The 23,229-nt window shown below is 48.3% G+C and carries 18 protein-coding genes; 4 read left to right on the forward strand and 14 right to left on the reverse strand.

What is annotated here, in order from left to right; all coding sequences use genetic code 11:
* Positions 1-126 precede the first annotated feature (126 nt).
* From D9Y29_RS04860 to D9Y29_RS04905, 10 genes are all read right to left on the reverse strand, one after another.
* Entirely contained in the window at positions 127-2,661 is a 2,535-nt protein-coding gene (locus D9Y29_RS04860) for a TonB-dependent receptor (RefSeq protein ID WP_127125565.1), read from the reverse strand.
* Between the two features lie 67 nt (positions 2,662-2,728).
* Positions 2,729-4,840, reverse strand: a complete 2,112-nt coding sequence (locus tag D9Y29_RS04865) for a carboxy terminal-processing peptidase (protein ID WP_127125567.1) — start codon at positions 4,838-4,840, stop codon at positions 2,729-2,731.
* A 33-nt stretch (positions 4,841-4,873) separates the two neighbouring features.
* Positions 4,874-5,941 carry a glucokinase gene (gene glk, locus D9Y29_RS04870; RefSeq protein WP_164735259.1) on the reverse strand — a complete coding sequence of 356 codons (1,068 nt, stop codon included), beginning with the start codon at positions 5,939-5,941 and terminating at the stop codon, positions 4,874-4,876.
* A 201-nt stretch (positions 5,942-6,142) separates the two neighbouring features.
* Positions 6,143-7,156, reverse strand: a complete 1,014-nt coding sequence (locus D9Y29_RS04875; protein ID WP_127125569.1) for a GSCFA domain-containing protein — start codon at positions 7,154-7,156, stop codon at positions 6,143-6,145.
* 7 nt (positions 7,157-7,163) lie between these two features.
* Complete coding sequence (locus tag D9Y29_RS04880; RefSeq protein WP_127125571.1) at positions 7,164-8,030, reverse strand: hydroxymethylglutaryl-CoA lyase; 867 nt, start codon at positions 8,028-8,030, stop codon at positions 7,164-7,166.
* Positions 8,031-8,054: 24 nt separating this feature from the next.
* Complete coding sequence (gene rlmB, locus D9Y29_RS04885) at positions 8,055-8,831, reverse strand: 23S rRNA (guanosine(2251)-2'-O)-methyltransferase RlmB (RefSeq protein WP_127125573.1); 777 nt, start codon at positions 8,829-8,831, stop codon at positions 8,055-8,057.
* The gene (locus D9Y29_RS04890) at positions 8,815-9,375 is read right to left on the reverse strand and encodes an NUDIX domain-containing protein (RefSeq protein ID WP_127125575.1); all 561 of its coding nucleotides are present in this window, start codon (positions 9,373-9,375) and stop codon (positions 8,815-8,817) included. The genes rlmB and D9Y29_RS04890 overlap by 17 nt, the downstream gene beginning before the upstream one ends.
* A gap of 300 nt (positions 9,376-9,675) precedes the next feature.
* A complete protein-coding gene (metK, locus tag D9Y29_RS04895; protein ID WP_127125577.1) occupies positions 9,676-10,929 on the reverse strand; it encodes a methionine adenosyltransferase in 1,254 nt (417 codons plus the stop codon).
* A gap of 43 nt (positions 10,930-10,972) precedes the next feature.
* Positions 10,973-12,424: a DUF4270 family protein gene (locus tag D9Y29_RS04900; RefSeq protein ID WP_164735260.1), complete on the reverse strand. Its 1,452-nt coding sequence runs from the start codon at positions 12,422-12,424 to the stop codon at positions 10,973-10,975.
* A gap of 47 nt (positions 12,425-12,471) precedes the next feature.
* The gene (locus D9Y29_RS04905; RefSeq protein ID WP_127125581.1) at positions 12,472-13,284 is read right to left on the reverse strand and encodes a glycogen/starch synthase; all 813 of its coding nucleotides are present in this window, start codon (positions 13,282-13,284) and stop codon (positions 12,472-12,474) included.
* A gap of 107 nt (positions 13,285-13,391) precedes the next feature.
* On the opposite strand from D9Y29_RS04905, the gene panC reads away from it, so the two are divergent.
* The 4 genes from panC to rfaE2 all read left to right on the forward strand — a co-directional run bounded on the left by panC (position 13,392) and on the right by rfaE2 (position 16,226).
* On the forward strand, positions 13,392-14,249 hold the full coding sequence (panC, locus tag D9Y29_RS04910) for a pantoate--beta-alanine ligase (RefSeq protein WP_127125583.1): 858 nt from the start codon (positions 13,392-13,394) through the stop codon (positions 14,247-14,249).
* 108 nt (positions 14,250-14,357) lie between these two features.
* Positions 14,358-14,702, forward strand: coding sequence for an aspartate 1-decarboxylase (gene panD, locus D9Y29_RS04915; protein ID WP_127125585.1), 345 nt, complete (start codon positions 14,358-14,360; stop codon positions 14,700-14,702).
* Between the two features lie 26 nt (positions 14,703-14,728).
* A complete protein-coding gene (locus D9Y29_RS04920) occupies positions 14,729-15,817 on the forward strand; it encodes a lysylphosphatidylglycerol synthase transmembrane domain-containing protein (RefSeq protein WP_127125587.1) in 1,089 nt (362 codons plus the stop codon).
* Entirely contained in the window at positions 15,732-16,226 is a 495-nt protein-coding gene (gene rfaE2, locus D9Y29_RS04925) for a D-glycero-beta-D-manno-heptose 1-phosphate adenylyltransferase (protein ID WP_127125589.1), read from the forward strand. Before D9Y29_RS04920 ends, rfaE2 begins: the two co-directional genes overlap by 86 nt.
* Positions 16,227-16,354: 128 nt before the next feature.
* On the opposite strand, the gene D9Y29_RS04930 is transcribed toward rfaE2, so the two are convergent.
* From D9Y29_RS04930 to D9Y29_RS04945, 4 genes are all read right to left on the reverse strand, one after another.
* A complete protein-coding gene (locus D9Y29_RS04930; RefSeq protein WP_127125591.1) occupies positions 16,355-17,014 on the reverse strand; it encodes a DUF4294 domain-containing protein in 660 nt (219 codons plus the stop codon).
* 92 nt (positions 17,015-17,106) lie between these two features.
* Positions 17,107-19,530, reverse strand: coding sequence for a cytochrome c biogenesis protein CcsA (gene ccsA / locus D9Y29_RS04935; protein ID WP_127125593.1), 2,424 nt, complete (start codon positions 19,528-19,530; stop codon positions 17,107-17,109).
* A 4-nt stretch (positions 19,531-19,534) separates the two neighbouring features.
* The gene (locus D9Y29_RS04940) at positions 19,535-19,960 is read right to left on the reverse strand and encodes a cytochrome c maturation protein CcmE domain-containing protein (protein WP_127125595.1); all 426 of its coding nucleotides are present in this window, start codon (positions 19,958-19,960) and stop codon (positions 19,535-19,537) included.
* A 461-nt stretch (positions 19,961-20,421) separates the two neighbouring features.
* Entirely contained in the window at positions 20,422-23,223 is a 2,802-nt protein-coding gene (locus D9Y29_RS04945) for a M16 family metallopeptidase (protein WP_127125597.1), read from the reverse strand.
* Between the last annotated feature and the right edge of the window lie 6 nt (positions 23,224-23,229).

Here is a 23,229-nt window from a genome sequence, read left to right on the forward strand (position 1 = left end):
AATCCGAAAAAACAATCTTCCTTTCCGAGCCTCAACAGCCTTCCCTGCGCAGAAATCTGTTGCTGACTAATCGCCATCAGCCACAAGAAGGTAAAGAAGTATTCATACCCCCCAAAATACAAAAATCTAGGAATCCCGGAACATCTCCTCTCCTCCCCCGTTACCTCTTTCTTTCTTGAAGAGGTTGAAATCACTCTTACCGAATTTCCAGGTGAAGGTGATCCTGGCGGAGCGCACATTCCTTCTTCTATAGAAGTCCTGGTAGAAATTTTCAGTATCATAGATGGCGCCGAAGCGGTGCGAGTTGAAAACATCATTCACGGCTATTGTTACAGAGGCTTTGTTGTCTTTCAGGAAATCCTTGCGCAAAGCCACATCCACGCTATAACGCTCTTTGCGCTTGCCCTGCGGGATCACTTCGGGCGATTCGTATTCACCCACCACCTGGAACCCGAGTTTGTTCCATACAGGCGACGGACTGATGATCCTGTAATTGGTAGTGAGCTTGGCTTCCCAGTTGAAACCTTCATTACTGAGATCGGTCTCTTCCACTTTTGCATTCACTTTGGTGTATTGCATATTCACAGTGGGAGTAATATCGAAATTGTTTCCAAACTTTTGCTGTAGCGTAAATTCCGCGCCCCAGTTATGCTCACTGTTGGCATTGATGAAAGTGTTCAGGATCGCATTGGGATCAACCGCCGCATTATTGAGTTGCTCAAATTGCGCGGTAGTAATGGTATCGCTGTATTGCGTGATCTCATCAGTAGATAAACGATAATACAGCACACCCAGGAAATTACCACCGGTATAGGTCTTATTGTAATTCAGCTCGAAGGAATTGGTGAACTCCGGCGTAAGTGAAGGATTACCCTGACGCAGGTTCAAAGGATCATTGATATCCACAAAAGGGTTCATCTGCCAGAAGTTCGGGCGACGGATCCTGCGAGTATAGTTCAACTGCAATTCATCATCATCACTTAATTTCTTGTTCAGGAAAATGCTGGGGAAAAGTGCGTTGAAAAGATTGCCGAAGTCTTTCGGGTACTCATAACCGAATTTAAAAGCGCTGTCCACCAGGTTGCCGTCGAATTTGGAATACTCTGCGCGTAAGCCAACCTGGTAGCCAATGCTGCCGATCTTATCTGTATACGTGAAATAAGCGGCATTGATCATTTCCTGGTACTTGTAATTATTGCTGAGCGGGAGTTTGATGGAATTGCCGTTGTTGAGGCTCAACGCATCGAACACACTGCTGTAATTGTTGATGAAAGTGCGTATCCCTGTTTCCAGTTTGGCATCCTCGCCTCTCGGATCTGTGTAATCCACCTGGATGGTCACCTGGTTGTTCTTGCTGTTACCGATATTATGTACGAGGTTATCAGGCGCAAACTGGCTGCCATCGGGGTTTTGATAAGTATTGAGAATGCGCGTGAAATCATTGTTCCTGCTCCAGGCATAGTTCACATCGGCATTCAGCTCCTTACCGGGTTTTGCGAATTTATGTTTGAAAAGGAACTGCGACTGATTACGCTGGAAATCGGCATCATTATCCGATGTACGATACCCTAAGTGATCAGTCAGCTTTGCGGCTGTCAGGTACACCTGGTCCTGGTTTTCATCGGTACTGAATCTCCCGTCCGTGAAATTATGCGAGAAGCTAAGCGTATTGCGATTGTCGAGAAAATAATCCACGCCGAAACGCACTGAGGCAAAAGCCCTTGTTCTGTCGGCCCGGGAGAACTGGTTGAAATAATTGCTGGGCTCGCCATTCTCTTTGTTGGTACGATAAGTTTCGCCTTTGGCGATACCGCCTCTCTTGTTATAATTACCGCTTACGAAGAAATTGAATTTGTTCTGGCGAAGATTCAGGTTGAGCGATCCGTTCAGGATGCCCGGGGTACCTACGCCTGCAGACGCCAGTCCGTTCAATCCGAGTTTACGGTTCTTTTTAAGAATGATATTGATCACGCCACCGGTACTGCTGGCATCGAACTGCGCAGATGGATTGGTGATCAGTTCCACTCTCTCGATATTATCTGCGGGAATCTGTTCCAGTGTCAGAATAGTTGGACGGCCATCCACGAAGATTTGTGGTGAGCGGTTGCGCAGCGCTACATTACCATCAACGTCCACACTGATACTGGGGATATTCTTCATCACATCGATGGCTGTACCGCCGGTGGCTGTAAGACTTTTTTCAACGTCGAATATCTTACGGTCCACTCCCATTTGCAGGGCTGGCTTCGTGCCCACTACTGTAACAGTATTGAGCATTTGAGATTCAGCTTCCAGTTTGATATTTCCGAGATCCTTTTCAACCGGGCCTTCGCCCTTACCTTTTACAGGGGGAAAAGAAACGGTTTGATTGACCTCTTTGTAACCAATAGCGGTGATCTGGAGTTTATACGATGCTTTTACGGGTAACTGATCGATAGAGAAATCGCCATTCTGGCGGGAAAGCATGCCACCTGCGAGACTATCACCGGCCCCGGCTGCGAAGTAAAGACGGATACTGGCAGCCTCCACGCCCTTGCCGGTCTTTGGATCTATCACTTTTCCGTATAATCTTCCTGTACTTTTTTCACTATGTGTAACAGCCTGACTAAAAGCCTGCCATACAAAAAACAAACAGGGAATGAGTAATAGTAGCTTCTTCATCTGGCTTTTGACGTCGATGAGTTATAAAGTATGCGCTATTTGGAAATATTGGGCTGGAATTAACGCATCAGCTGTGTCCTGTTCTGTTCCTGAACCAGGTTTGCATCACAAGGATGGCTTCACTGAGGAAAAGATCTTTCTTCAGGCTGTTGAGCCATGCCTTGTTGCTGTCGTTACGGAATTGCTCTTTGTGTTTCAGTTCTTCCTGCACATCGGCTGTATTGATCACGGGCAGGCTGTCTGTAGTGATCAACTGTTTACGGATGGTGGCGATGGTCTGTTGCAATTGCTTTTTCTCCGAACGGTATTTGTCCAGTTTCATTGAATGCAGGTTGCTCCTGTTTTGCAGCCAGTGAATATTCTTGCGAAGCGCCAGAAGTGATGAATCTTTTTCGATCCTGCCCCCGGCAGCAGCAATGGTCCTGCTCACTTCCGTACTATGATTGCTCAGGGCAAAGGGTGCGGCGGCAATGGTATCCCATTTCAGTGCGGTAGGATTATCTTTTTCCTGCATCTTGTAAGGCTCATAGATGCCAGGGAGTTTGATATCAGGGGATACACCTTTCAGTTGTGTAGCTGCGCCGGTGATGCGATAATATTTTTGCAGGGTGATGTGAATAGTGCCGAGGTCGAGATTATCAGGACCTATCTGGTTCTTCGTTTCGCCCACACCGAAACCGCGTTGAACAGATCCTTTGCCGTAAGTGGAGGCAGCTCCAATCACAATGCCGCGGTGATAGTCCTGGATGGCGGCTGCAAAGATCTCGGCGGCAGATGCGCTCATTTCATTCACGAGCACTACCAGCGGCCCGTCATAAAGCACTGCAGGATTGTTGACCGTACTCACATAAGGGGTACCGATAGAACTTTTCACCTGCACTACAGGCCCCTGCTTGATGAAGAGGCCCACCATATTGATCACTTCACCGAGACTGCCACCGGTATTGTCGCGGATATCGATCACAATACCTTCAACATTTTCCGCTTTGAGTTTTTCCAGTGCCAGCGCCATATCTGTAGCACAGCTTCTGCCATTGGCATCGCCGAAATTGGTATAGAATTTAGGGAAAGTGATATAACCGATCTTCGCGGAAGAATCATTGATGATAGCAGATTTCACGAAAGTGTCTTCGAGCTGCAGGGCTTCACGCTGAATGGTAACGTCTTTGAGTGAGCCATCATTCTTGCGGAAAGTGATGGTAACGGTGGTGCCTTTCTGACCGCGGGTGAGTTTGATCACTTCGCTCATGGCCAGTCCTGCCAGGTCAGCCTTTTCGGTGCTTCCACCCTGTTGCACTTTCACCAGTACATCTCCTTTTTCCACTTGTCCTGATTTCCATGCGGGCCCTCCGATCATCAGTTCAGCGATGCTCACTTTTCCATTTTGTTCCTGCAGCAATGCACCGATACCGTAATAGATCCCGCTCATACCTTCCTGGAATTCGCGGCGGTCAACCGGCAGGAAGTAGCTTGAGTGCGGATCATAGAGGTTGATGATGGAGTTGAGATAAAGATTGAATGCTTCCTCATCAGCGGTGAGCTTGAGGATATTTTCCATACTTCTCTTCTCGATGCGGGCAACAGTTTCGCGTGCTTTAGCTTCCAGTTGCGCATCTGTTAAGTGATTGGCTGTATCTTTTTTTCTTTGTTCCAGCAGATCGTCGTACTGCACCAGCACCTGGTATTTCAGGTAGTTCTTCCAGCGTGTTTTCAGTTCATCGCTGTTCCTGCAGTAGAGGATATTTTTGGGAGAGTCGTTGAAATATTCGTCGTTATTGAAGCTGAAGGGTTGGGCCAGCAGGTCTTTGATGATCTGCTCTACTTCTTTCACTCGTTGTTTGTAAACGTTGTTCACCACTTTGTAGAACTGCACAATTTTGCCGCGCATTTCATCATCGAGCTGCCATTCGAATTCCTTGAACCGGGTAATATCGTTTCTGAGGAAGAACCTTTTGCCGCCATCGAGCTGCTGAAGATATTCCGTGAACACCTGCCCGGAGAAATGATCATTCAGTGGCTGTGGCGCGTAATGGATCTGCTGCAACATACCGGTGGTGTTATGGAAAACGAGGTCTACATTGTCCACCACTTTGCTTTTCTGTGCTATGGCGGGAATGGACAGCAGGCAAATAGCGGAGCCTGCCAGGAATGTACGGTTAAAAAAAGAAGTGCTCTTCATGCTCTACCCTCTTTAGGCGGTTATTGATGTTCGTTATAATGTAACCTGACCGTAAGCGCCGAACCAGGCAGCGCCAAGCAGGCCGGTCTGTTCATTTCTTATGATGCGGACAGGTACTGTTTGTAACAGATGTTGCATTCGGTCGCTATCCATATAATGACTATAAAAATTTTCCCGCTGCAGCAAGCCGCTGATCTTGGGTGGAATGCCTCCTCCGAGGAACAGGCCGCCTGTGGCTTTCATTTTCAGCACCAGGTTGGCTGCTTCATGGCCCAGATAGCGCACATAGTGCTGCATGGTTTCCACGCAGATGGCAGCGCCGTTCTCTGCTGCCGTATTGCTGATCCTTGCACTGGGATGTGTTTCTGAGGGCCAGAGATCAGTAAGCCATTGTGGCTCTGCTACTTTTTTCACATCGCGGAGGAACCGGTAAATATCGTAGATACCCGGTCCGGCCACCACTTTCTCCCAACTTACAACGCCATATTGTTCGGAAAGGTATTGACTGAGCTCAAAATCGAAGGGTGTTCTGGGTGAAAAATCGCAGTGTCCGCCTTCTGTGGGGAATGGGAAATAGGATTTGCCGTTCCAGTAGAGTCCTGCTTCACCGAGACCGGTGCCTGGGGCGAGGATGGCAATATTGCCGCGGGCAGGCTGACTACCTTCATGGAGTGTCAGGAAATCATCGGGCTTCAGCGCGGCAAGTCCATAGGCCGTGGCTTCGAGGTCGTTGATGAGGCGGATGTCTTTCACACCGGTTTTACTCTGAAGGTCTTTCGCACTGAGCGTCCAGTTGAGATTGGTAAGCTCCACCACACCGTTGAGAACAGGCCCGGCAACGCCGAGACAAATCCTGTCCGGGACTAACCCGGGTTTTACCTGCAGGAATTCTGTAATGATCTCATGAAGACCGGCATAGGCGGGCGATCTGAATTTCTGGTCATGAAGATGTTGTACATCATCCGCGGTTGCGCGAAAAAGGGCCAGATGTGTTTTAGTTCCGCCAATATCTCCTGCGAGGATCGTGATGCCCTCTGCGGGGATATTGTCTTTTGCCGGTAAATGAAGCGGGATCGTCAGTGCCTTACTAATTACATTCATCGTATTAAAGATACGGCATTATTTATTTCAGGATATCTGTAAAATGGTTGAGTGGCTGAACATCGGGGACCACTCGCTCGCCTCCGGCGAGTGAGATTTATTCCGTCGCCTCCGGCGACACGGTGTTCGCCGGAGGCGAACTAATAGAAGTCACTCGCCGGAGGCGAGCGACTGGGCACACCCTGTGTTTGTGGGCCACACTCAAAGCTTTCCGGAAAAATAGTTCAGCTCATCCGAGAGATCGAGAAAGCGGTACTGCGCTTGCAACTCCTGTGCTTTGATCAATTGCGATTGCAGGAATTTCTGATGTGCTTCCGTTTGCGGATGAAAAGGTTTATGCCTGCGGGCGATGGCCAGTTTCCTGAGTTCCGCGGCCAGTTGCTGAGATGGCTCATCCACAAAATTTGTCATGAATTTTTCCAGCACAAACTGAGTGGCGGGATAATTCGGATGCGCCATATCGATATCATAGAAGCGGTAATCGCGCAGCACATCTATCACCAGTTCATAAGCAGGGAAATAGTAAAGTCTGTCGAATTTGTTCACCAGGTGGTGCACTACCTCCAGCAGCCTTGCCTTGCTGCGGTTGTTATCGATCACTCCATCACGGAGATGCCTGACCGGAGATATGGTGAAGATGGTTTTGATCTTCGGATTGAAGTATCGTACCTGGTGAAGGGCGTTGTCCAGTACAGATTTCGTTTCTTCGATGGTCATCATATGTTTCCTGAACCACTGCGAAGGCGCACGATGACAATTGGCTACGGCCCCTTCCGGCCCTGCATTGGCGCGTTGTTCTTCCGGAACAGCTTCTGTAGTCCGGTAGCTGAAGGAACTGCCGAGAGTAATCACCAGCCATTCAGCTTTTTTGAGGAAATCATGAGCGGCCTGTTGTGAGGCATTGATCATTTGCACCACTTCAGCTTTGTTCATACCTGAAAAGCGGCTATGGTGCTGCCAGCTCTGCCAGACTTCGTTCAACAAAAAAAGGTCATCCTCATTGTACTGCTTATTCTGTACATAAGAAACCAGGCTGGCAGCCACGCTTTGGGGGTCGAAGAGAATGCCGTTAGGATTTTGCAGCACTTCGAATTTCATTTCCTGCAGGCTGTTTCCCATATGCTCGGTGAAGCATGATCCCACCAGCAGGAGGGGTTGCTGGTAAGCTACGGTCTGGGCCGGCGCAGGAATATTTATATCAACCATGAAGTTCATAACAGTATCAGCTATGCGCAGTGGTAAAGATCTGGTCTGCCAATTGCAGGCTTTCCACCAATGCTTTTTTATCGAGAGGCGGCAAAATGCCGAGTGATTCAAAATGTTGGACCATCAGTTCCGTATTCATATTTCCTACCAGCTCATCATTAGCCATGGGGCAGCCGCCGATGCCCTTGAGTGCACCGTCGAAGCGAAGGCATCCTGCCTGCAAAGCTGCGTCTATCTTGGGTTTCCAGTTGACGGCTGTGGAATGCAGGTGTACACCGATCTCTGTATCCGGTAATGATTTCACAAGATATTCCGTGATGGTGCCTACCTGGTCCGGCGTTGCCAGCCCTACCGTATCGGCCAAAGAAATGATGGTTACGCCCATCTCCACCAGTTGTTCTGCCCATTTGAAGACGATCTGTTCAGACCAGGGATCGCCATAAGGATTTCCGAATCCCATGGAGAGATATACCACCAGTTTTTTTCGTTTGCGGATACAAAGTTGTTGTATACCTGCCACGGTTTCCAGTGATTGCTTGATGGAGCTATTGGTGTTGCGTTGCTGGAATGTTTCGGAGACAGAGAAAGGAAATCCGAGATAGCGCACGGCTTCATATTCAACTGCATCCTGCGCACCGCGGAGATTGGCAACGATGGCCAGCAGTTTGGTATCAGTATCGCGCCAGTCGAGCTGCGGGATCACGAACCTGGTATCGGCCATTTGCGGGATCGCTTTGGGAGAAACGAAACTGCCGAAGTCGAGCGTCTGGAAACCTACACGCAGCAGGCTGTTCAGGTATTCGATCTTTTGTTCAACGGGAATGATCACGGGCCAGCCCTGCATGGCGTCGCGCGGGCATTCTACGAGGTGCACTGTTGACATGGATAATGATTTGTATTAACGATACTATTTGTTCAGCATACGTTGCTTCATTGCTTCATACAGGATCATGCCGGTGGCCACGGAAACGTTCAGCGATTCAAAATTCCCTGCCATGGGGATTTTGAAGATGCTGTCGCTGATCTTCAGTAATCCTGAAAAAACCCCTTTGTCTTCACTGCCGGCAATGATACAACAAGGATCACGGTATTCCAGTTCGAAAACAGTTTCATTGGCTGTCATTTCGCTGGCGTATACTTTGATGCCATTGAGGTGGAGTGTGTCCACCGCTTTCATGAGGCTGTTGACACGGCAGACATGGATTTTTTCCAGGGCTCCTGCGGAGGACTTGATAGCTTCCTCGTTGAGGGCCCCCACTCCCTTGTCAGGAATGATGAGTGCCTGTGCGCCGCAGCAGACGGCAGTCCTGGCGATAGCGCCGATATTGCGCACATCGGTAACGCCATCCAGCATTACCATCAGCGGTGTATCGCCGGCGCTGACGATATGATCTATCACCTGCTGGAGGTCCATGTACTGTACCAGTCCTGCAATAGCAATAGTTCCCTGGTGATTGGCTTTGGTGAGTCCATTCAGTTTTTCAGGCGGCACCTGTTGGATGGGAATATTGTTATCGCGGGCCAGGGTCCTGATCTTGCCGATGGCATCGCCGGTAACACCACGCTGAAAGAATATCTTATCGATGGCCCTTCCGGACTCGATGGCTTCGATAACCGGTTGTCTGCCGATGATCAGTTGTGATTTTTTGATACCGGGTCCCTGTCTTCTATGAAATCCTTCCATCTGCGATCATGAGTTTTATTTTGAGGATGGCGGCCACAGACATGGAGTCTGTAATACGGCCATCTTCCACCATTTTGTATACTTCTTCGAAAGGTAATTTGATTACCTGTAATTGCTCGGTCTCTTCCGGGCAGGCGGATTGTTGGGTAAGGTCCCTGGCCAGGTAAATTACTCCATACTCATCAGTAACGGAGTTGGACAAGTGCATTTCCAGGATCTTTTCCATGGATCCGGCCACCAGACCCGTTTCTTCCAGCAGTTCCCTGTGAGCGGAGCTAACGGGATCAGTGCCTTCGGGTGCTCCGCCTTCCGGTATTTCCCAGCTGTATTGGTTGAGTGTAAAACGATATTGCCCAACCAGCCAGGTGTTGAGCCCGGCATCCAGAGGCACTACGCCTACTGCCAGGTTCCTGAAACCCACTTTACCGTAAATGCCATTGCCACCGGATGGATTGATCACTTTGTATTCCGTGACCCTGATCCAGGGGTTAAGGTATTTTTCTTCCGAGGAAAGAATTTTCCAGGGATTTTCGGATTGATTCATGGCGCAAAAGTAAGATAAGTAATGCGATCAGGGAGCAATTGGAATGTGCAGCGTGTGGCAAATGGAATGTGCAGCGTGTGGCAGCTGGAATGTGCAGCGTGTGTGGCGGCTGGAATGCACAGCGTGTGGCCAATCGCTCGCCTCCCGGCGAGTGATCCATATTTGTTCGCCTCCGGCGAACACCGTGTCGCCGGAGGCGACGGAACAAAAGTCACTCGCGGGGACGCGAGCGACTGGGCACACCAAACGAAAAAACCTCTTCACAACGGAAGAGGCTTTCTACTTTTGTGCCGACAAAAATTATTTGATACCGAAGGCTTTCTTCACTTTACTCACATAGTCCAGTTTCTCCCAGGTGAAGAGCTCCACTTTTTTCTTGATCGTTTTTCCATCAGGCGTACTGAAGGTTTTTTCCACCACTTCAGGTTTACGGCCCATGTGGCCATAAGCTGCAGTTTCGCTATAGATGGGGTTACGGAGCTTCAGGCGCTGCTCGATGAAATAAGGACGCATATCGAAAAGCCCGGAAACGATCTTTGCGATCTGTCCGTCTGTCTTCTTCACTTTTGAAGTTCCGTAGGTATTGATGTAAAGGCCCATCGGTTGTGCAACGCCGATAGCGTATGAAACCTGAACCAGTACTTCGTCGCAAACACCGGCAGCAACCAGGTTCTTGGCGATATGGCGGGTTGCATAAGCAGCAGAGCGGTCCACTTTGGAAGGATCTTTTCCGCTGAATGCGCCACCACCGTGTGCGCCTTTTCCACCGTAGGTATCAACGATGATCTTGCGGCCTGTAAGACCAGTGTCTCCGTGTGGTCCGCCGATCACGAATTTACCTGTGGGGTTGATATGGTATTTGATCTTACCTGCAAAGAGGTGTGCGTATTTCTTGTATTTTTCTTTTACACGCGGGATCAGGATATTGATCATATCCTTCTTGATCTTCTCCTGCATTTTTGCTTCGGTACCGAAATCGTCATGCTGGGTGGAGATCACGATAGCGTCGATACGAACGGGTTTGTTGTTATCGTCATACTCGAGCGTTACCTGGCTCTTGGCGTCAGGACGCAGATATTTGATCTGTTTTCCTTCGCGGCGGAGCACAGCCAGTTCCAGCAGGAGTTTATGTGCCAGGTCAAGCGCCAGTGGCATATAATCTTCTGTTTCATTGGTGGCGTATCCGAACATCATGCCCTGGTCTCCTGCGCCTTGTTCTTCTTTCTTCTTTTTATCTACACCCTGATTGATATCTGAAGACTGCTCATGGATAGCAGACAGCACACCGCAGGAATGCGCTTCGAACATGTATTCGCTCTTGGTATAACCGATCTTACGGATCACACCTCTTGCAATATCCTGAACATCCAGGTAAGCAGAGGATTTCACTTCACCTGCCAGCACCACCTGACCTGTTGTTACCAGTGTTTCGCAGGCAACTTTTGACTGGGGGTCGAACGCAAGAAAGTTATCGATCAACGCATCGGAAATCTGGTCGGCAACCTTATCAGGATGACCTTCAGACACACTTTCGGAAGTAAATAAATAAGGCATGTTGAATTTTATTGTTAGTAGGCCGCAAATATAAGCGGCAGGCTTAAATTTTGGAATAAATTATTCTGACCCTCATTTTCTGGGTAGGATGACTACCACCTCCGAGCACTACCCGTCCGTAACCGACAGGTGAATTCACATTGAAGGATGGTGCGCCCGGCGGGATTGCCAAAACGGTCCCATTGGGTTGCTCCAGGTAGGGTCTTGTGTAGAAGGGAGCATATACCTGCAGGGTTTTATAAAGCCTGTAGCCTTTCGATACCCCGGTTTGCATATAACGGGTGAGATTGAAAACATACCTGTTGGTCTGGAACACTCCTCCGAAACCTGCAACATCATAGTTGTTGCTGCCGTCGCCGGTATAGGTGAAATCACTGCGGATGGTGATGGATGAATCTCCCAGTTCATTCACGGCGTTGAGGAAGAGTAAGGGCACTGGTCCGTAAGTATCATTGGATGGCAATGCAATCTGTTCCATTATGAGCTCTGCCCTGTGGATCACACGGTTCTTAGCCTGGAAAGTATCCAGTCCTTTGATCTTGATAGTGGCAAAAGAACCGGGAGAACTTTGGAGGTACACTTTATCATCATCCGGATTGCCATTGTTAAGATATGCCAGGTAATTATTGGCCGGTGTTTTCTTAATGAGGTTGGCGGTATAAACAGGGTTGGCCTGGAAATAAGGGGAGATCGTATCCACCTGTCCGTTCACCGTAACCCTGCAATACACTGTCAAACGACTGTTTTCCGCCTGCAGGTTGAAGTAGGCAAGTCCTGCCTTTGTAGGAGAAGCAGCGCTCATTTTGATGGCCAGTCCTCTGAAATTTGATCGGAAACTACTGTCGTTGATATACATATTGGTAGTATCGCCATCCACAAATTGGTCCGCAAAAGAATTATCCAGTTTGATCCGTAGCTGATTATTAGACTTGATGGTATCCGTTCCATTATTCACATACATCAGTGAATCATTCAGGTCTTTAATGGCAAAGTTCCTTGTACCGCGCACGCCACCCATTTCAGGGAAAGGGGGATGGTCCAACTTATAAGTAAAGGTATCGTTGAAATTACCCGGCGTTGAATTGTCGATCTGCGATACTTCCACTGTTTGAACGGAGTTGGTATCTCCGTAAGCAGTTACATATCCCAGCGATAACACCACTGAATCGATCACCACGGAATCTTTGTTCACAAAGGGGTGAACTTTTTGCGAACCGTAAGTGAATGCCGTGTACATGTTGGCGGTAGTGGCGCCAAATTCGGGATCATTACCGATCAGACCGAGTGCATGCAGATCACCTCCGTTGGTCCTGGTGGAATCGGGATACAGGAAATTGTCCGTAACCACATCCAGCACGGTTTCGAACGTATGAACATTATCTACCACGGGGATCAGATCATTGCCCAGGTCAGTAGAATCAACTTTTGTACAGGAACTATAGACGAAAATGCCGGTAAGAACCGTAATAGCTGAAGCAAAGATTTTCCGATTCACGCAGTGGTTAGTTATTTAAGTAAAGTAGGTTACAGAATTTCGGACGCTTATTTAGCAAGGTCGGAATACAATTGTAAATAGTCTGTTAAATCAGATTCAGCGTTATAGGTCAACACTTTCTTTCCCTTCACTTTACCAAATTCCTCCACCAGTTTTTTGTCTACCTTATCTGCCCCGAATGTGATGGCATCGGCATAGGTAGCGCCACCTCTGAACATTGCGAGATTATTGGCTTCCCTGAAAGGTTCAAGGTCCTTCTCTTTGATGTTGGGATTGATATTGGCGATCTTGAGGAAATCAGCGCCCAGTTTCTCCTTGAAGGTGTTGTTGCCCATGGTGTAGATCATTTTGCTGTGGGCAAAAACAGGCTCCTTCTTGTATGCTGTCTTTTGATAGAGCGGGATCAGGCCGGTCATCCAGCCGCTGCAATGAATGATGTCCGGCGGCCAACCGAATTTTTTCACGGTTTCCAGTGCGCCTTTACAGAAGAAAACAGATCTCAGACCATTGTCGTCGAACCATTTTTCCTGCTCATCATTAAAGATATATTTGCGTTTAAAGAGGTCTTCATTGTCGAGGAAATAAACCTGCAAGCGGGCATTGGGGAGAGAAGCAACCTTGATCTGCAGCGGATAATCGTCATTATCAACACTCACATTGATCCCTGATAAACGTACAACTTCGTGTAAACGATGTCTACGCTCATTGATCACACCGAACCGGGGCATAATGCAACGTACTTCATAACCATTCTCATTTGCTTTTATCGCCAGACGATTGACCGTTTCAGAAAATTCAGTCATTTCCAGGTAAGGAGACATTTCGTTGGCAATAAATAAAATTCTTTTCTTTGTCAGCATTATGATATTAATTGTTTAAGCCACCCTTGAAAAACAGGGTGCAAAGTTAAGGTTTTTTAATTAAACAAGGTTCCACAGCCGGACCGTAGCCCATAACACAAGAACGAATGATCATTATCAAGCAAGCATCCCGCTTACAGGAATATTTGAAGCAACAAGCCAGCCGCGGCCTCCTTTCAGGTTTCGTACCCACCATGGGAGCCCTTCACGAGGGTCATCTCAGTCTCATCGCGGAAAGCCGCAAACACGCTGACATCACGGTTTGCAGCATCTTCGTAAATCCCACACAGTTCAATGACCCGAAGGATTTCGACAAATACCCCAACACACTTGAGCAAGACATCCTTTTGCTGGAAAAAGCAGGCACGGATATACTTTTTTTACCATCCGTTAACGAAATGTACCCGGAGGGTTTAACAAGTCTTGAACAATACGATCTTGGCTATTTAGAAACCATTTTGGAAGGAAAATTTCGGCCCGGGCATTTTCAGGGTGTCTGCCAGGTAATGTACCGACTCCTGAAACTGGTACAACCTGATCAACTTTTCATGGGACAAAAAGACTACCAGCAATGCATGGTGGTAAAACGTTTACTGGCCATCATGGGATCGAAAACAAAGCTGGTGCCCTCTCCCACAGTGCGCGAAAGCAGCGGACTGGCCATGAGCAGCCGCAATATGCGGCTTGGTGCAGACCAGCGCAGCGAAGCAGTGGCGATTTCCGGAACGCTGAAATTCATAAAAGATAATCTGTCTGGTGAATCCCTCCCCGCTCTTAAAGCAGCCGGAACAGAAAAACTGCAACAGGCGGGCTTCAGAGTGGATTATGTGGAGATCTGCGATGCAGATACCCTTGAGCCCGTTGAAACCTGGGATGGCAAAACGCCGCTGGTGGCCCTGGTTGCCGCTTTCCTGGGGGATATTCGATTAATAGACAATATGATTATCACGGAAATTGACGGATAATTGATCGTTCGTTAGTTTATATTCAACAAACTTTTTTAGCTTGCGGCCGTTTTATTATTGGCGGTTTTCAAAAAATGCCGCCAACACCTAACAACAAACAGACCGATCATGGATATTGAAGTGCTCAAATCTAAGGTTCACAGGGCAGTAATTACAGAAGCTAACCTCAATTATGTAGGCAGTCTCACACTGGATGAAAACCTGATGGAAGCAGCCAATATGATTGAGAATGAAAAAATACAGGTGGTGAACGTTAATAACGGTACCCGCATAGAAACATATCTCATCAAAGGTAAAAGGGGTTCAGGCGTTTGCTGCCTCAACGGGCCAGCCGCCCGCCAGGGTGCCGTTGGCGATACAGTTATTATCATTTCCTATGCGAGAATGGATTTTGAAAAGGCAAAAACTTTCAAACCCTGGATCGTATTTCCGAAGGAAGGTAATATCTTGTAAAAAAAACACAGCAGGGTCTGCATCGTATGAACAAGAAGATCAAGAGCCTTATACAATACGCAATCATTCTGGCCCTGGTGGTTTTTCTCGTTTGGTGGTCACTGGCCAGCATCAAGCCTGACCAATGGCCAATGATCAAACATTCCCTTACCAACGCCAATTACTGGTTACTGCTTCCCGTAGTGATTGCACTGCTGGCCAGTCACCTGAGCCGCGCCATCCGCTGGAAGATCCTCATGGAGCCGCTGGGTTATAAGCCCCGTCTCTCCAATACATATATGGCCGTACTTATCGGCTATATGGCCAACCTGGCCGTACCCCGTCTGGGCGAAGTGCTAAAATGCACTGTGCTTGCCCGTTATGAGAAGGTCCCTGCAGACAAGATGGTGGGCACCATCGTGGCGGAAAGGGCATTCGACCTGGTTTGCCTGGTGATCGTAATGGTGATCACCATCATCACCCAAACCGATCTGATCGGCGATTTCCTCTACGGGATGATGACCGATACTTTCGGTTCCAAAACGCAGGGCATTTCCATTTCGCGCATATTGATCCTCGTTGGTATCCTTGCCGCACTCGGTGCAGGCGCCATTTTCATATTCAAAAAATTCGCTCATATTGGTTTCATCCAGAAGGTCCGCAAAGTGATCGATGGTATCTGGCAGGGACTCACCAGCGTCCGCTTCGTGAAGAAGAAGGGCTGGTTCATCTTCCATAGCCTCTTCATCTGGGCCATGTACCTGATGAGTGTTCAAATTGGAATGTATGCCCTCACAGAAACTGCCGGCTTCGGCATCAAAGCCTCCATGGCCGTACTTTTCAGCGGAAGTATCGCCATGATCATCACACCCAGCGGCATCGGCGCCTACCCCATCCTGGTATCGAAAACGATGAAACTGTACGGACTGAACGAAGCATATGGACAAGCATTCGGATGGCTGCTCTGGACTGTTCAATTCTTCCAGATGCTGCTCTGCGGTGTTGTTGCCCTCATACTCCTGCCCTGGCTGAACAAACAAAAAGACGATCATGAAATCACCTCAGGTAATAGACACCAGGATCATCAGCCTGGAAACAGCAAAGCGACAGATAGCCCAGTGGAGACTGCTCAGTAAAACCGTTTCCTTTACCAACGGTTGTTTCGATATCCTCCATCGCGGACATATCTTCAGTTTGTCGCAAGCCGCAATGGAAGCGGATTTCCTGATCGTTGGCCTCAATTCCGACGCCAGTTGTAAACGGCTCAAAGGCCCCACAAGACCTGTGAACGATGAACATTCCCGCGCACTGGTGCTGGCCTCACTGGTAATGGTAGACGCAGTTGTGATCTTTGAAGAAGATACACCGCTTGAACTGATCAAAGCTTTATTGCCGGATGTACTGGTGAAAGGCGGCGATTATACCGTTGAACAGATCGCCGGCGCTAAAGAAGTGATGGCCAATGGTGGCCGTGTAGTGATCAATCCCATCGTGGAAGGATTCTCCACCACCAGCACTATCGAAAAATTAAAGTCGGGTAAATAATCAGCGTGTTGGCAGTCGCTCGCCTCCGGCGAGTGACTTATATTCCGTCGCCTCCGGCGACACTGTGTTCGCCGGGAGGCGAACAAATAGCACTCACTCGCCAGAGGCGAGCGAGTGGCGTCACCTTGTTAAAGTCTGTACATCCGCTCCATCTCCAGTACGATGGATTCCATTTCGCGCTCGTCGCCCTGGGCATTGTATGGCTGTTTGAGATTACTGCTGAAAAAGAAAGCAACTGTCTGATAGCAACGGGCAGTGAACCCGCCTTTATATTCCTTGATGATCTCGTAGCAGTTATTACCGGTTTGCCGGTTGATGAGCTTCATCAATACTTTGCCCTGGTATACGGAGAGATCAGACAACGGCTTGGTAAATTCTTTCTTCAATTCACCTTCGCGGCTCTTGATGTATTTCTTTCTTGCCTCCTTGTCGGAGATATTTGCGAGTTTGGCGTTCATATCGTTCATGATCGCGCCAGCTCTCTTTGCATATGGATAGGTAACGTAGATGGCATTGCGGAGCCTTGTCCATTCCTGCCGCTTCCTCAGTTTATCTTTGGGGTATGGCGCCTTTATCCAGCACCAGTCCATAAATCCTGAAGGGACCAGCTCATTGTTGATGATCATGGCATGTACAACGATGGTATCATTCGGCCCCAGTTCGGGCTGCTTTACAGTGGGGGGGACCCCGGCAGTATCCGGCGTTTGTGCCAGGGCGGTAGTGCCCAGGAATAACACAAATGCAGATACAGCCAGTTTATGTAATGATATGTTTCGCACGGGGTTCATTGCCGGTTACTAAAGTAAGACAATTCCCCCACAGCATATAGCTGCATGGGTTCGAAATGATAGTGGAAGACTGTAAAAGAATTGTGAAAATTCTATTTCAGCAGGCGCATCCTCCAGAACATGCTCATCACAAAACCGATCACCATGATCACGGTACCGATCCAAACGAGATTTATAAATGGAAATTGTAATACTTTCAATCCAACGAAAGGCACCATACGGCTGGACTCCTTTACGCCGATATTGAAATACCCTTCCTTGTCGGAGGGCCCCATCGCCACTGCCATTCCCTGTGCATACACGGTGTCTATCACATAACGCGGCTGACTGTCTTCCAAATAGAAAACAGGGTAAGCGCCGAGCTTGCGCTGATCACCGGTGATGAGTGTGAAATTGGCCATAACAGCGGTGTCCTTTGCCGTGAATTTGTGCTTTTCGTTATTGGGGTTTACGGTAACACTGTCGAATTTCATCAGGCCGCCGGAATAGAAAATGGTATCGCCCACTTTCACGATATGGCTCTTGAACTGAGCGGTATCCGGCCCTTCCACCATTTTATCGGCATAGCTGATATAACTGAATACATCGCGATGCAGGTAATGTTTGGCATCGGGGTTGTTGGAATACTGCTCCTGCCCTTTCGTGTTCTTGATCAGGTCAGGCTTCAGGGTGAATTTCTCTTTTCCATCTTTCGATTCAAAGTCCACGAAGAAGAAGATCTTCTTGTCTTTTACCGTGGAAGAGTCTTTCGTATAAGTAACCCAGTATTTGCCCATGTCCATTTTTACACCCTGGTACAGCGTCATGTTCTCCACGCCTTTTTCTTTTGCTTCGGGTCCGAAGTTCAGCGGGTTGAGAAAGTTATTGGAAAGTACAGTGGTTTTGGAAGATGAGATGAGCATTCCCGCAACCATCAAACCGAAACCAATATGCGCAACGGAGGCGCCGGCTGCTTTCAGTTTGCCTTTGAGGCCGATTCGGATATAAGCGGCATTGGCCACTACTGCATACACATTGGCAAAAATGGCAAGGTGGATGGCAATGAGGAAGCCCAGTCCATATTTATCGTAATCGATGCCGCCCCAGAGACTGATGGCAAGGCTCGCAAGCAGCGCAACTACAGTAGGGACCAGGATCTTTTTACCGAATTCCTTTTTTGCAGTGTTCTTGTATTTGAAATATTGTGTACAGGCAGTGAGGAGACCGAGTATCACGGCAACAAAAACCTGGATGCGGTTGTAGCTGAACTCCCTGTCTTCCCCCACCACGAAATTGGTTCCGAAGATCTTGTTGATCACCGGCAATGAAGTGGCGGTGATGATGAACATGCCAGACAGGAAGAGCACCAGCGAACCGATGAACATCCAGAATTCGCGAGAGTAAGTGCTTTCTTCCTTTTTGATTGAGGGAATGAGCTTGTATCTTTTTATGTACAGCCAAAAAGCCGGAATGGTAAATGCCGCCACAAACAATCGCAGTTGCCAGTTCATGCCTGAGCCGGTGAAAGCGTGTACGGAAGTATCCTGCAGGTCGCCACTACGCGTGAGATAGGTGGAATACAGGATAAGGATGAACGTTAGTATGAAGAAGAAATAGGTTGGTCTGAGTGAATGGCCTGTGGAATTGTACACGAGCTGTGTGTGGATGCCTGCTACCAGGATCAGCCAGGGCACCAGCGAAGCATTTTCAACTGGGTCCCATGCCCAGTAGCCACCGAAAGTGAGTGATTCATAGGCCCATTTGGCGCCCATCATGATACCGAGGCCCAGGATGCCTGCGGAGAACAGGTTCCAGGGCAATGCGTCTTTTATCCAGCCACCGAAATCTTTTTTCCAGAGGCCGGCAATGGCGTAAGCAAAGGGAACGATGGTAGAAGCGAAACCCAGGAAAAGTATCGGCGGGTGGATCACCATCCAGTAGTTCTGAAGTAGTTGGTTGAGACCACGGCCATCCTGCATGCTTTGCAGGCTGAGGTAATCTGCGCGTTGAAATATCGGTGCATCCTGGAACTGGTTACGGGTGAGCATGAAAGGCGTACTGCCGATCTTGAGATCGAAAATGTAAACTCCCAGCACCATGGTAGCCAGGCAGAGCTGTGCAAAACTGATCACCGTCATTACCGGGGCTTCCCATTTTTTGGAAGTCTTCATCAGGATCATGCCGAGTACGCCATGCCAAACGGTCCAGAGCATGAAGCTGCCCTCCTGCCCTTCCCAGATACTACTGATCAGGTATTTGGGTTCAAGAGAAACATCTGAGTGATTGTATGCGTAATAATATTCGAACCAGTGGTTCCAGATGATGAAGAAGATGAGTGCGAACACCACCACTACAGAAGCGAAATCGACAATGAAAGCGATACGTCCGATGCGCTTCCAGCTGGCGGCCTCATCGGGTACAACAGCCTGCGCACTTTTGAAATAAGCGATGGTAGCAATCAGGGACGCGATCAGAGAGAGCACAACCAGGAAATGACCAAGCTGCCCGGGAAACAGGTGTTCACCGATATAGTTCATGATGTCAGTTTACTTTTGTAGTGAGATTATTGTAGGCAGCTTTGGGATCATCCTTGTATTTGGATGGGCATTTGATAAGGATGCCGTCTTTGCGCGAGATCTCAAAAATATCACCCTTCATTTTTCCTTTCAGCACAATGCGGTCGCTTTTTTCCATATCGAAAGGTTTCTCGAAATAATAGTGCACGGTGGCTTTATTGCCGAGAGAGTCCATCACGTGGAAGCGGGTCAGGTTAGGGTTCTTTACTGCATCGTATTCGATGGGATTGGCAAAGGACCTGTCCAGTTGCGTGATCACGGTAACGGTCTTTCCTTCTTTCTGGCGAGCTGAAGCGAGGGTTTCATAAGTAGACAGATCTCCCATAAAACTGAGGAGGATCATGATACCGGCTGCGATAGCCACCAGGATAACGATATGTGTTTTTTTCATAATGTGGAACAATTCCCGGGCAAAGTTAGCTCAAAAAAGACCTATTCCGGTGGTGATTTTAATCAGCCTTCCACTTTTTAACCTGGGGATAAATGGGGGTTTATTATCAGGCTCTTAGGTGAAGAGGCGGGATTCCGCTGCACTTAACAAGCCGTGGATGATTTTGTTGTGGGAATGGGAGATATTTTTTGAATATTCCTGCCCAGTCCTGGACTGGAAATGCAAAAAAGGTAATTTGAGCCAAACAATTCGATCCCTGGACTAATACCTCCTACTACCTTCTCCAATACCTCCGGCAGCACCCCCACAGCAATAAACAGGCAACTAACAGGCAACTAACAGGCAACTATCAGACCACTAACAGGCAATTAACCAGCCCTCAAATGCAAAAGCCACCATCCCATTCAACCAATCATGACATTGAACGGGAGGTGGCATTTTACTTTTGATCTTTCAAGGCGCTACTTAGGCAGTAAATAAAAATCCATAAAGGGTTTAGTGGTCAGGAATTCATTCGCGGCATTTTTGATCCGGTCTGTACTCAGCATGCCGATATATTTCTCGATACTATTCACTTCATGCAGATCATATCCGTTCTGCAGGCTCGCAAAAAGAACGCTATGCCAGTAATCAGTAGTCCCCGACATTTTTGCAATACTCGCCCTGCTCTCCGCCACAAACTTACTCAGCTCATCATCGGTTGGCCCCTGCTGCGCCAATTGCGCCAGCACGGACTTCACATCTGCCGTCAGTGCTTTTGCTCTCAGCGGATCGCAGGTAAAGGAAATGACAAAACCAAAACGCGGCCCGGGATAATTCGATTTCTGCAAATTCACTGAAGGCGTATAGGTGGCGCTCTCTTTTGTACGCAATGCTTCGGTTATGCGGTATTGTAAGATGGTACGTAGCGCATTCAGTTGCACATTCTCCCAGGGACTGCCTTTGTAATCGCCGGGTATTACGATCTGCACAGTGGCTTTGTTCTCCAGCTCCTGCTTCACCATGATGGTATGGCTCTTGTCAGCGAAATGAATGCCCATATCCACTATTGCTTCTTTCTTATTCAATGCAGGCAGACTGCCAATATATTGCTCTACCAAAGTTTTGATGGAATCAGGCTGATAACTGCCGGTAATAAGGAATGTAAAATCAGCCGCGTCTGCAAATCTTTCTTTGTAGATCTCCACGGCGCGTGCAGGTTTCACGGCATCCAGCCTTTGAACGGACATCGGTTGTTTGCGCCAGTGGCCGCCGGTCATGAAAGCATTCACACTATCCATGAAAATATTTCCGGGTACCTGGTTCCTCTTTTCAAGTTCAAGTCTCGTATTGCGCAACATGCCGGTAACAGCTCCTTCATTGAGGCTTGTTTTTGTGAAATAAAGATGGATCAGTTTCAGACAGGTCTCGAGATCTTTCTTGCTGCTGCCGGCACTGAAACCTTCAGAATAATCCGAGATGAAAGGCTGGTATTGCACCATCTTACCGGCAAGCAGCTTAGACAAAGACTCAGGGTCCAGTCCTGCCACGCCGCCTTGCAATGTAATGGGCGCCGCCAGCGATGCGGCATCATAATCCTGTTGATCATATAAAGCAGTTCCACCAAAGCTGAAAGCATTGATCAGGATCTTGTCTTCCTGGTTACTGGTGGGTTTCAGGATCACTTTCGCGCCATTGCTCAGTATCCATTCGGTTACGCCGATCTCTTCATGTTGCATTGCTTCCACTATGCTCCCCGGTTTTGCAACAGGCGCAGGCAGTTCAGAAGCTACTTCAGGTTCTTTGTATTTTTCGATCTTACCGTCTTCCACGGCAGTCTTCCAGTTCTTTATTGCAGCTTCCGATGGTAATGCTTCTCTGTCATCTGCCGGGGCGAGTAAGATCATATCCTGATCGGGCAACGTGAAAAATGATTCGATCAGTTTGTCTACATCGGAGAGACGGATCAAATTCAGTTGTTCGCGGATCGTTTTGTTGAGGAATTCCTCTGAAGGATAAGGCGTTTTTTGCATGAACGCTTGTGCATACTGGTTAGCATAGGCTTCGGAGCTGATCTTTTCCCGGTTATTGTAACGGTTGTTCTGCGCCTCTCCCAATGCGGTCTTTGCGCGATTCAGCTCTTCCTCTAAAAATCCATATTCCTTAACACGGTAAAGCTCAGTCATTACTGCCTTGTATCCGCGCTCTATGCCGTCAGGCAGAAAACTGATCTGAACAGTGGGACCGCCCAGTCCTTCTGCGATCGGACCGATTCCGGCGCTGGCCTTGAGGAATGGAGGATCGCTCTGGCGTTGCAGGTGAGCAATTCTTTTTCCCAGCATATCATTGAAAAGCTGGATAGCGATCCCATCACGAAGGTCTTTATCGGTGTGTAAGGGCGATATTTTTTCCTTGCTGAACCATTGCAACGAAACGGTTTTGATCTCTTCATCGCGCACCACATTGAATGTTTTCTTCCCGGTGAGTGTAATGGGATATTCAGGTAAATCCGGCGCAGCAGCGGGTTTTACAAGATCGTCGAATAGTTGTTTGAGCTGTTTCTCTACTTCTTCCACATTGAATTCACCCACCACCACGATTGCCTGAAGGTCCGGACGGTACCAATCATGATAGAACTTCCGCAGGGTATCGGGATTGAATGTTGTCAGTACTTCTTCCGTTCCGATGGGAAGGCGTTGTACATGCCTTGAATTATTAAGCAGGATGGGAAAGGTCTTTTCCCTGATCCGCTCCCCTGCTCCTTTCCGCTGCCGTTTTTCTTCCAGGATCACGCCTCTTTCTGATTCGATGTCTTCATTCACCATTTCCACGCCTCCGGCCCAATCCCGCAGGATCTGCATACCACGGTTAAGCGAAGCCGTATCATTTACAGGGATGTCGAGTTTATAAACGGTCTGATCGAATGAGGTGTACGCATTCAGGTCTGCGCCGAAGCGCACCCCCATTTTCTGCAGGGTATCAATGAGACTGTTTTCCGGGAAATTTTTGGTTCCCTTGAAAGCCATATGCTCGGTAAAATGGGCAAGTCCGCGCTGGTTGTCGGTTTCAACCAGTGAACCCAGTTTGTTCACCAGCATGAGGTAAGCCTGCTGCCTGGGCTCGGCATTCTTCCTGATATAATAAGTGAGTCCGTTTGGCAACACACCCGTGCGTACTGAAGCGTCAACAGGCAACGGATTCACCGTTTCCTTACAAGAGCCGATAAGTCCGGTCAAAATCAGTAAACAGGAATAATGTAATATTTTTTTCAATGGTAATTTCATAATCTT

The organism is Pseudoflavitalea rhizosphaerae (assembly GCF_003991355.1).
GTDB lineage: Bacteria > Bacteroidota > Bacteroidia > Chitinophagales > Chitinophagaceae > Pseudobacter > Pseudobacter rhizosphaerae.

Coding starts and splice junctions, on each gene's coding strand:
- rfaE2 (WP_127125589.1), top strand. CDS start 15,732: ATGAAATCACCTCAGGTAATAGACACCAGGATCATCAGCCTGGAAACA.
- ccsA (WP_127125593.1), bottom strand. CDS start 19,530: ATGAACTATATCGGTGAACACCTGTTTCCCGGGCAGCTTGGTCATTTC.
- D9Y29_RS04875 (WP_127125569.1), bottom strand. CDS start 7,156: ATGAACTTCATGGTTGATATAAATATTCCTGCGCCGGCCCAGACCGTA.
- D9Y29_RS04920 (WP_127125587.1), top strand. CDS start 14,729: ATGAACAAGAAGATCAAGAGCCTTATACAATACGCAATCATTCTGGCC.
- D9Y29_RS04905 (WP_127125581.1), bottom strand. CDS start 13,284: ATGCTGACAAAGAAAAGAATTTTATTTATTGCCAACGAAATGTCTCCT.
- D9Y29_RS04860 (WP_127125565.1), bottom strand. CDS start 2,661: ATGAAGAAGCTACTATTACTCATTCCCTGTTTGTTTTTTGTATGGCAG.
- D9Y29_RS04865 (WP_127125567.1), bottom strand. CDS start 4,840: ATGAAGAGCACTTCTTTTTTTAACCGTACATTCCTGGCAGGCTCCGCT.
- metK (WP_127125577.1), bottom strand. CDS start 10,929: ATGCCTTATTTATTTACTTCCGAAAGTGTGTCTGAAGGTCATCCTGAT.
- D9Y29_RS04945 (WP_127125597.1), bottom strand. CDS start 23,223: ATGAAATTACCATTGAAAAAAATATTACATTATTCCTGTTTACTGATT.
- D9Y29_RS04940 (WP_127125595.1), bottom strand. CDS start 19,960: ATGAAAAAAACACATATCGTTATCCTGGTGGCTATCGCAGCCGGTATC.
- glk (WP_164735259.1), bottom strand. CDS start 5,941: ATGAATGTAATTAGTAAGGCACTGACGATCCCGCTTCATTTACCGGCA.
- D9Y29_RS04930 (WP_127125591.1), bottom strand. CDS start 17,014: ATGAACCCCGTGCGAAACATATCATTACATAAACTGGCTGTATCTGCA.
- panD (WP_127125585.1), top strand. CDS start 14,358: ATGGATATTGAAGTGCTCAAATCTAAGGTTCACAGGGCAGTAATTACA.
- D9Y29_RS04880 (WP_127125571.1), bottom strand. CDS start 8,030: ATGTCAACAGTGCACCTCGTAGAATGCCCGCGCGACGCCATGCAGGGC.
- panC (WP_127125583.1), top strand. CDS start 13,392: ATGATCATTATCAAGCAAGCATCCCGCTTACAGGAATATTTGAAGCAA.
- D9Y29_RS04890 (WP_127125575.1), bottom strand. CDS start 9,375: ATGAATCAATCCGAAAATCCCTGGAAAATTCTTTCCTCGGAAGAAAAA.
- rlmB (WP_127125573.1), bottom strand. CDS start 8,831: ATGGAAGGATTTCATAGAAGACAGGGACCCGGTATCAAAAAATCACAA.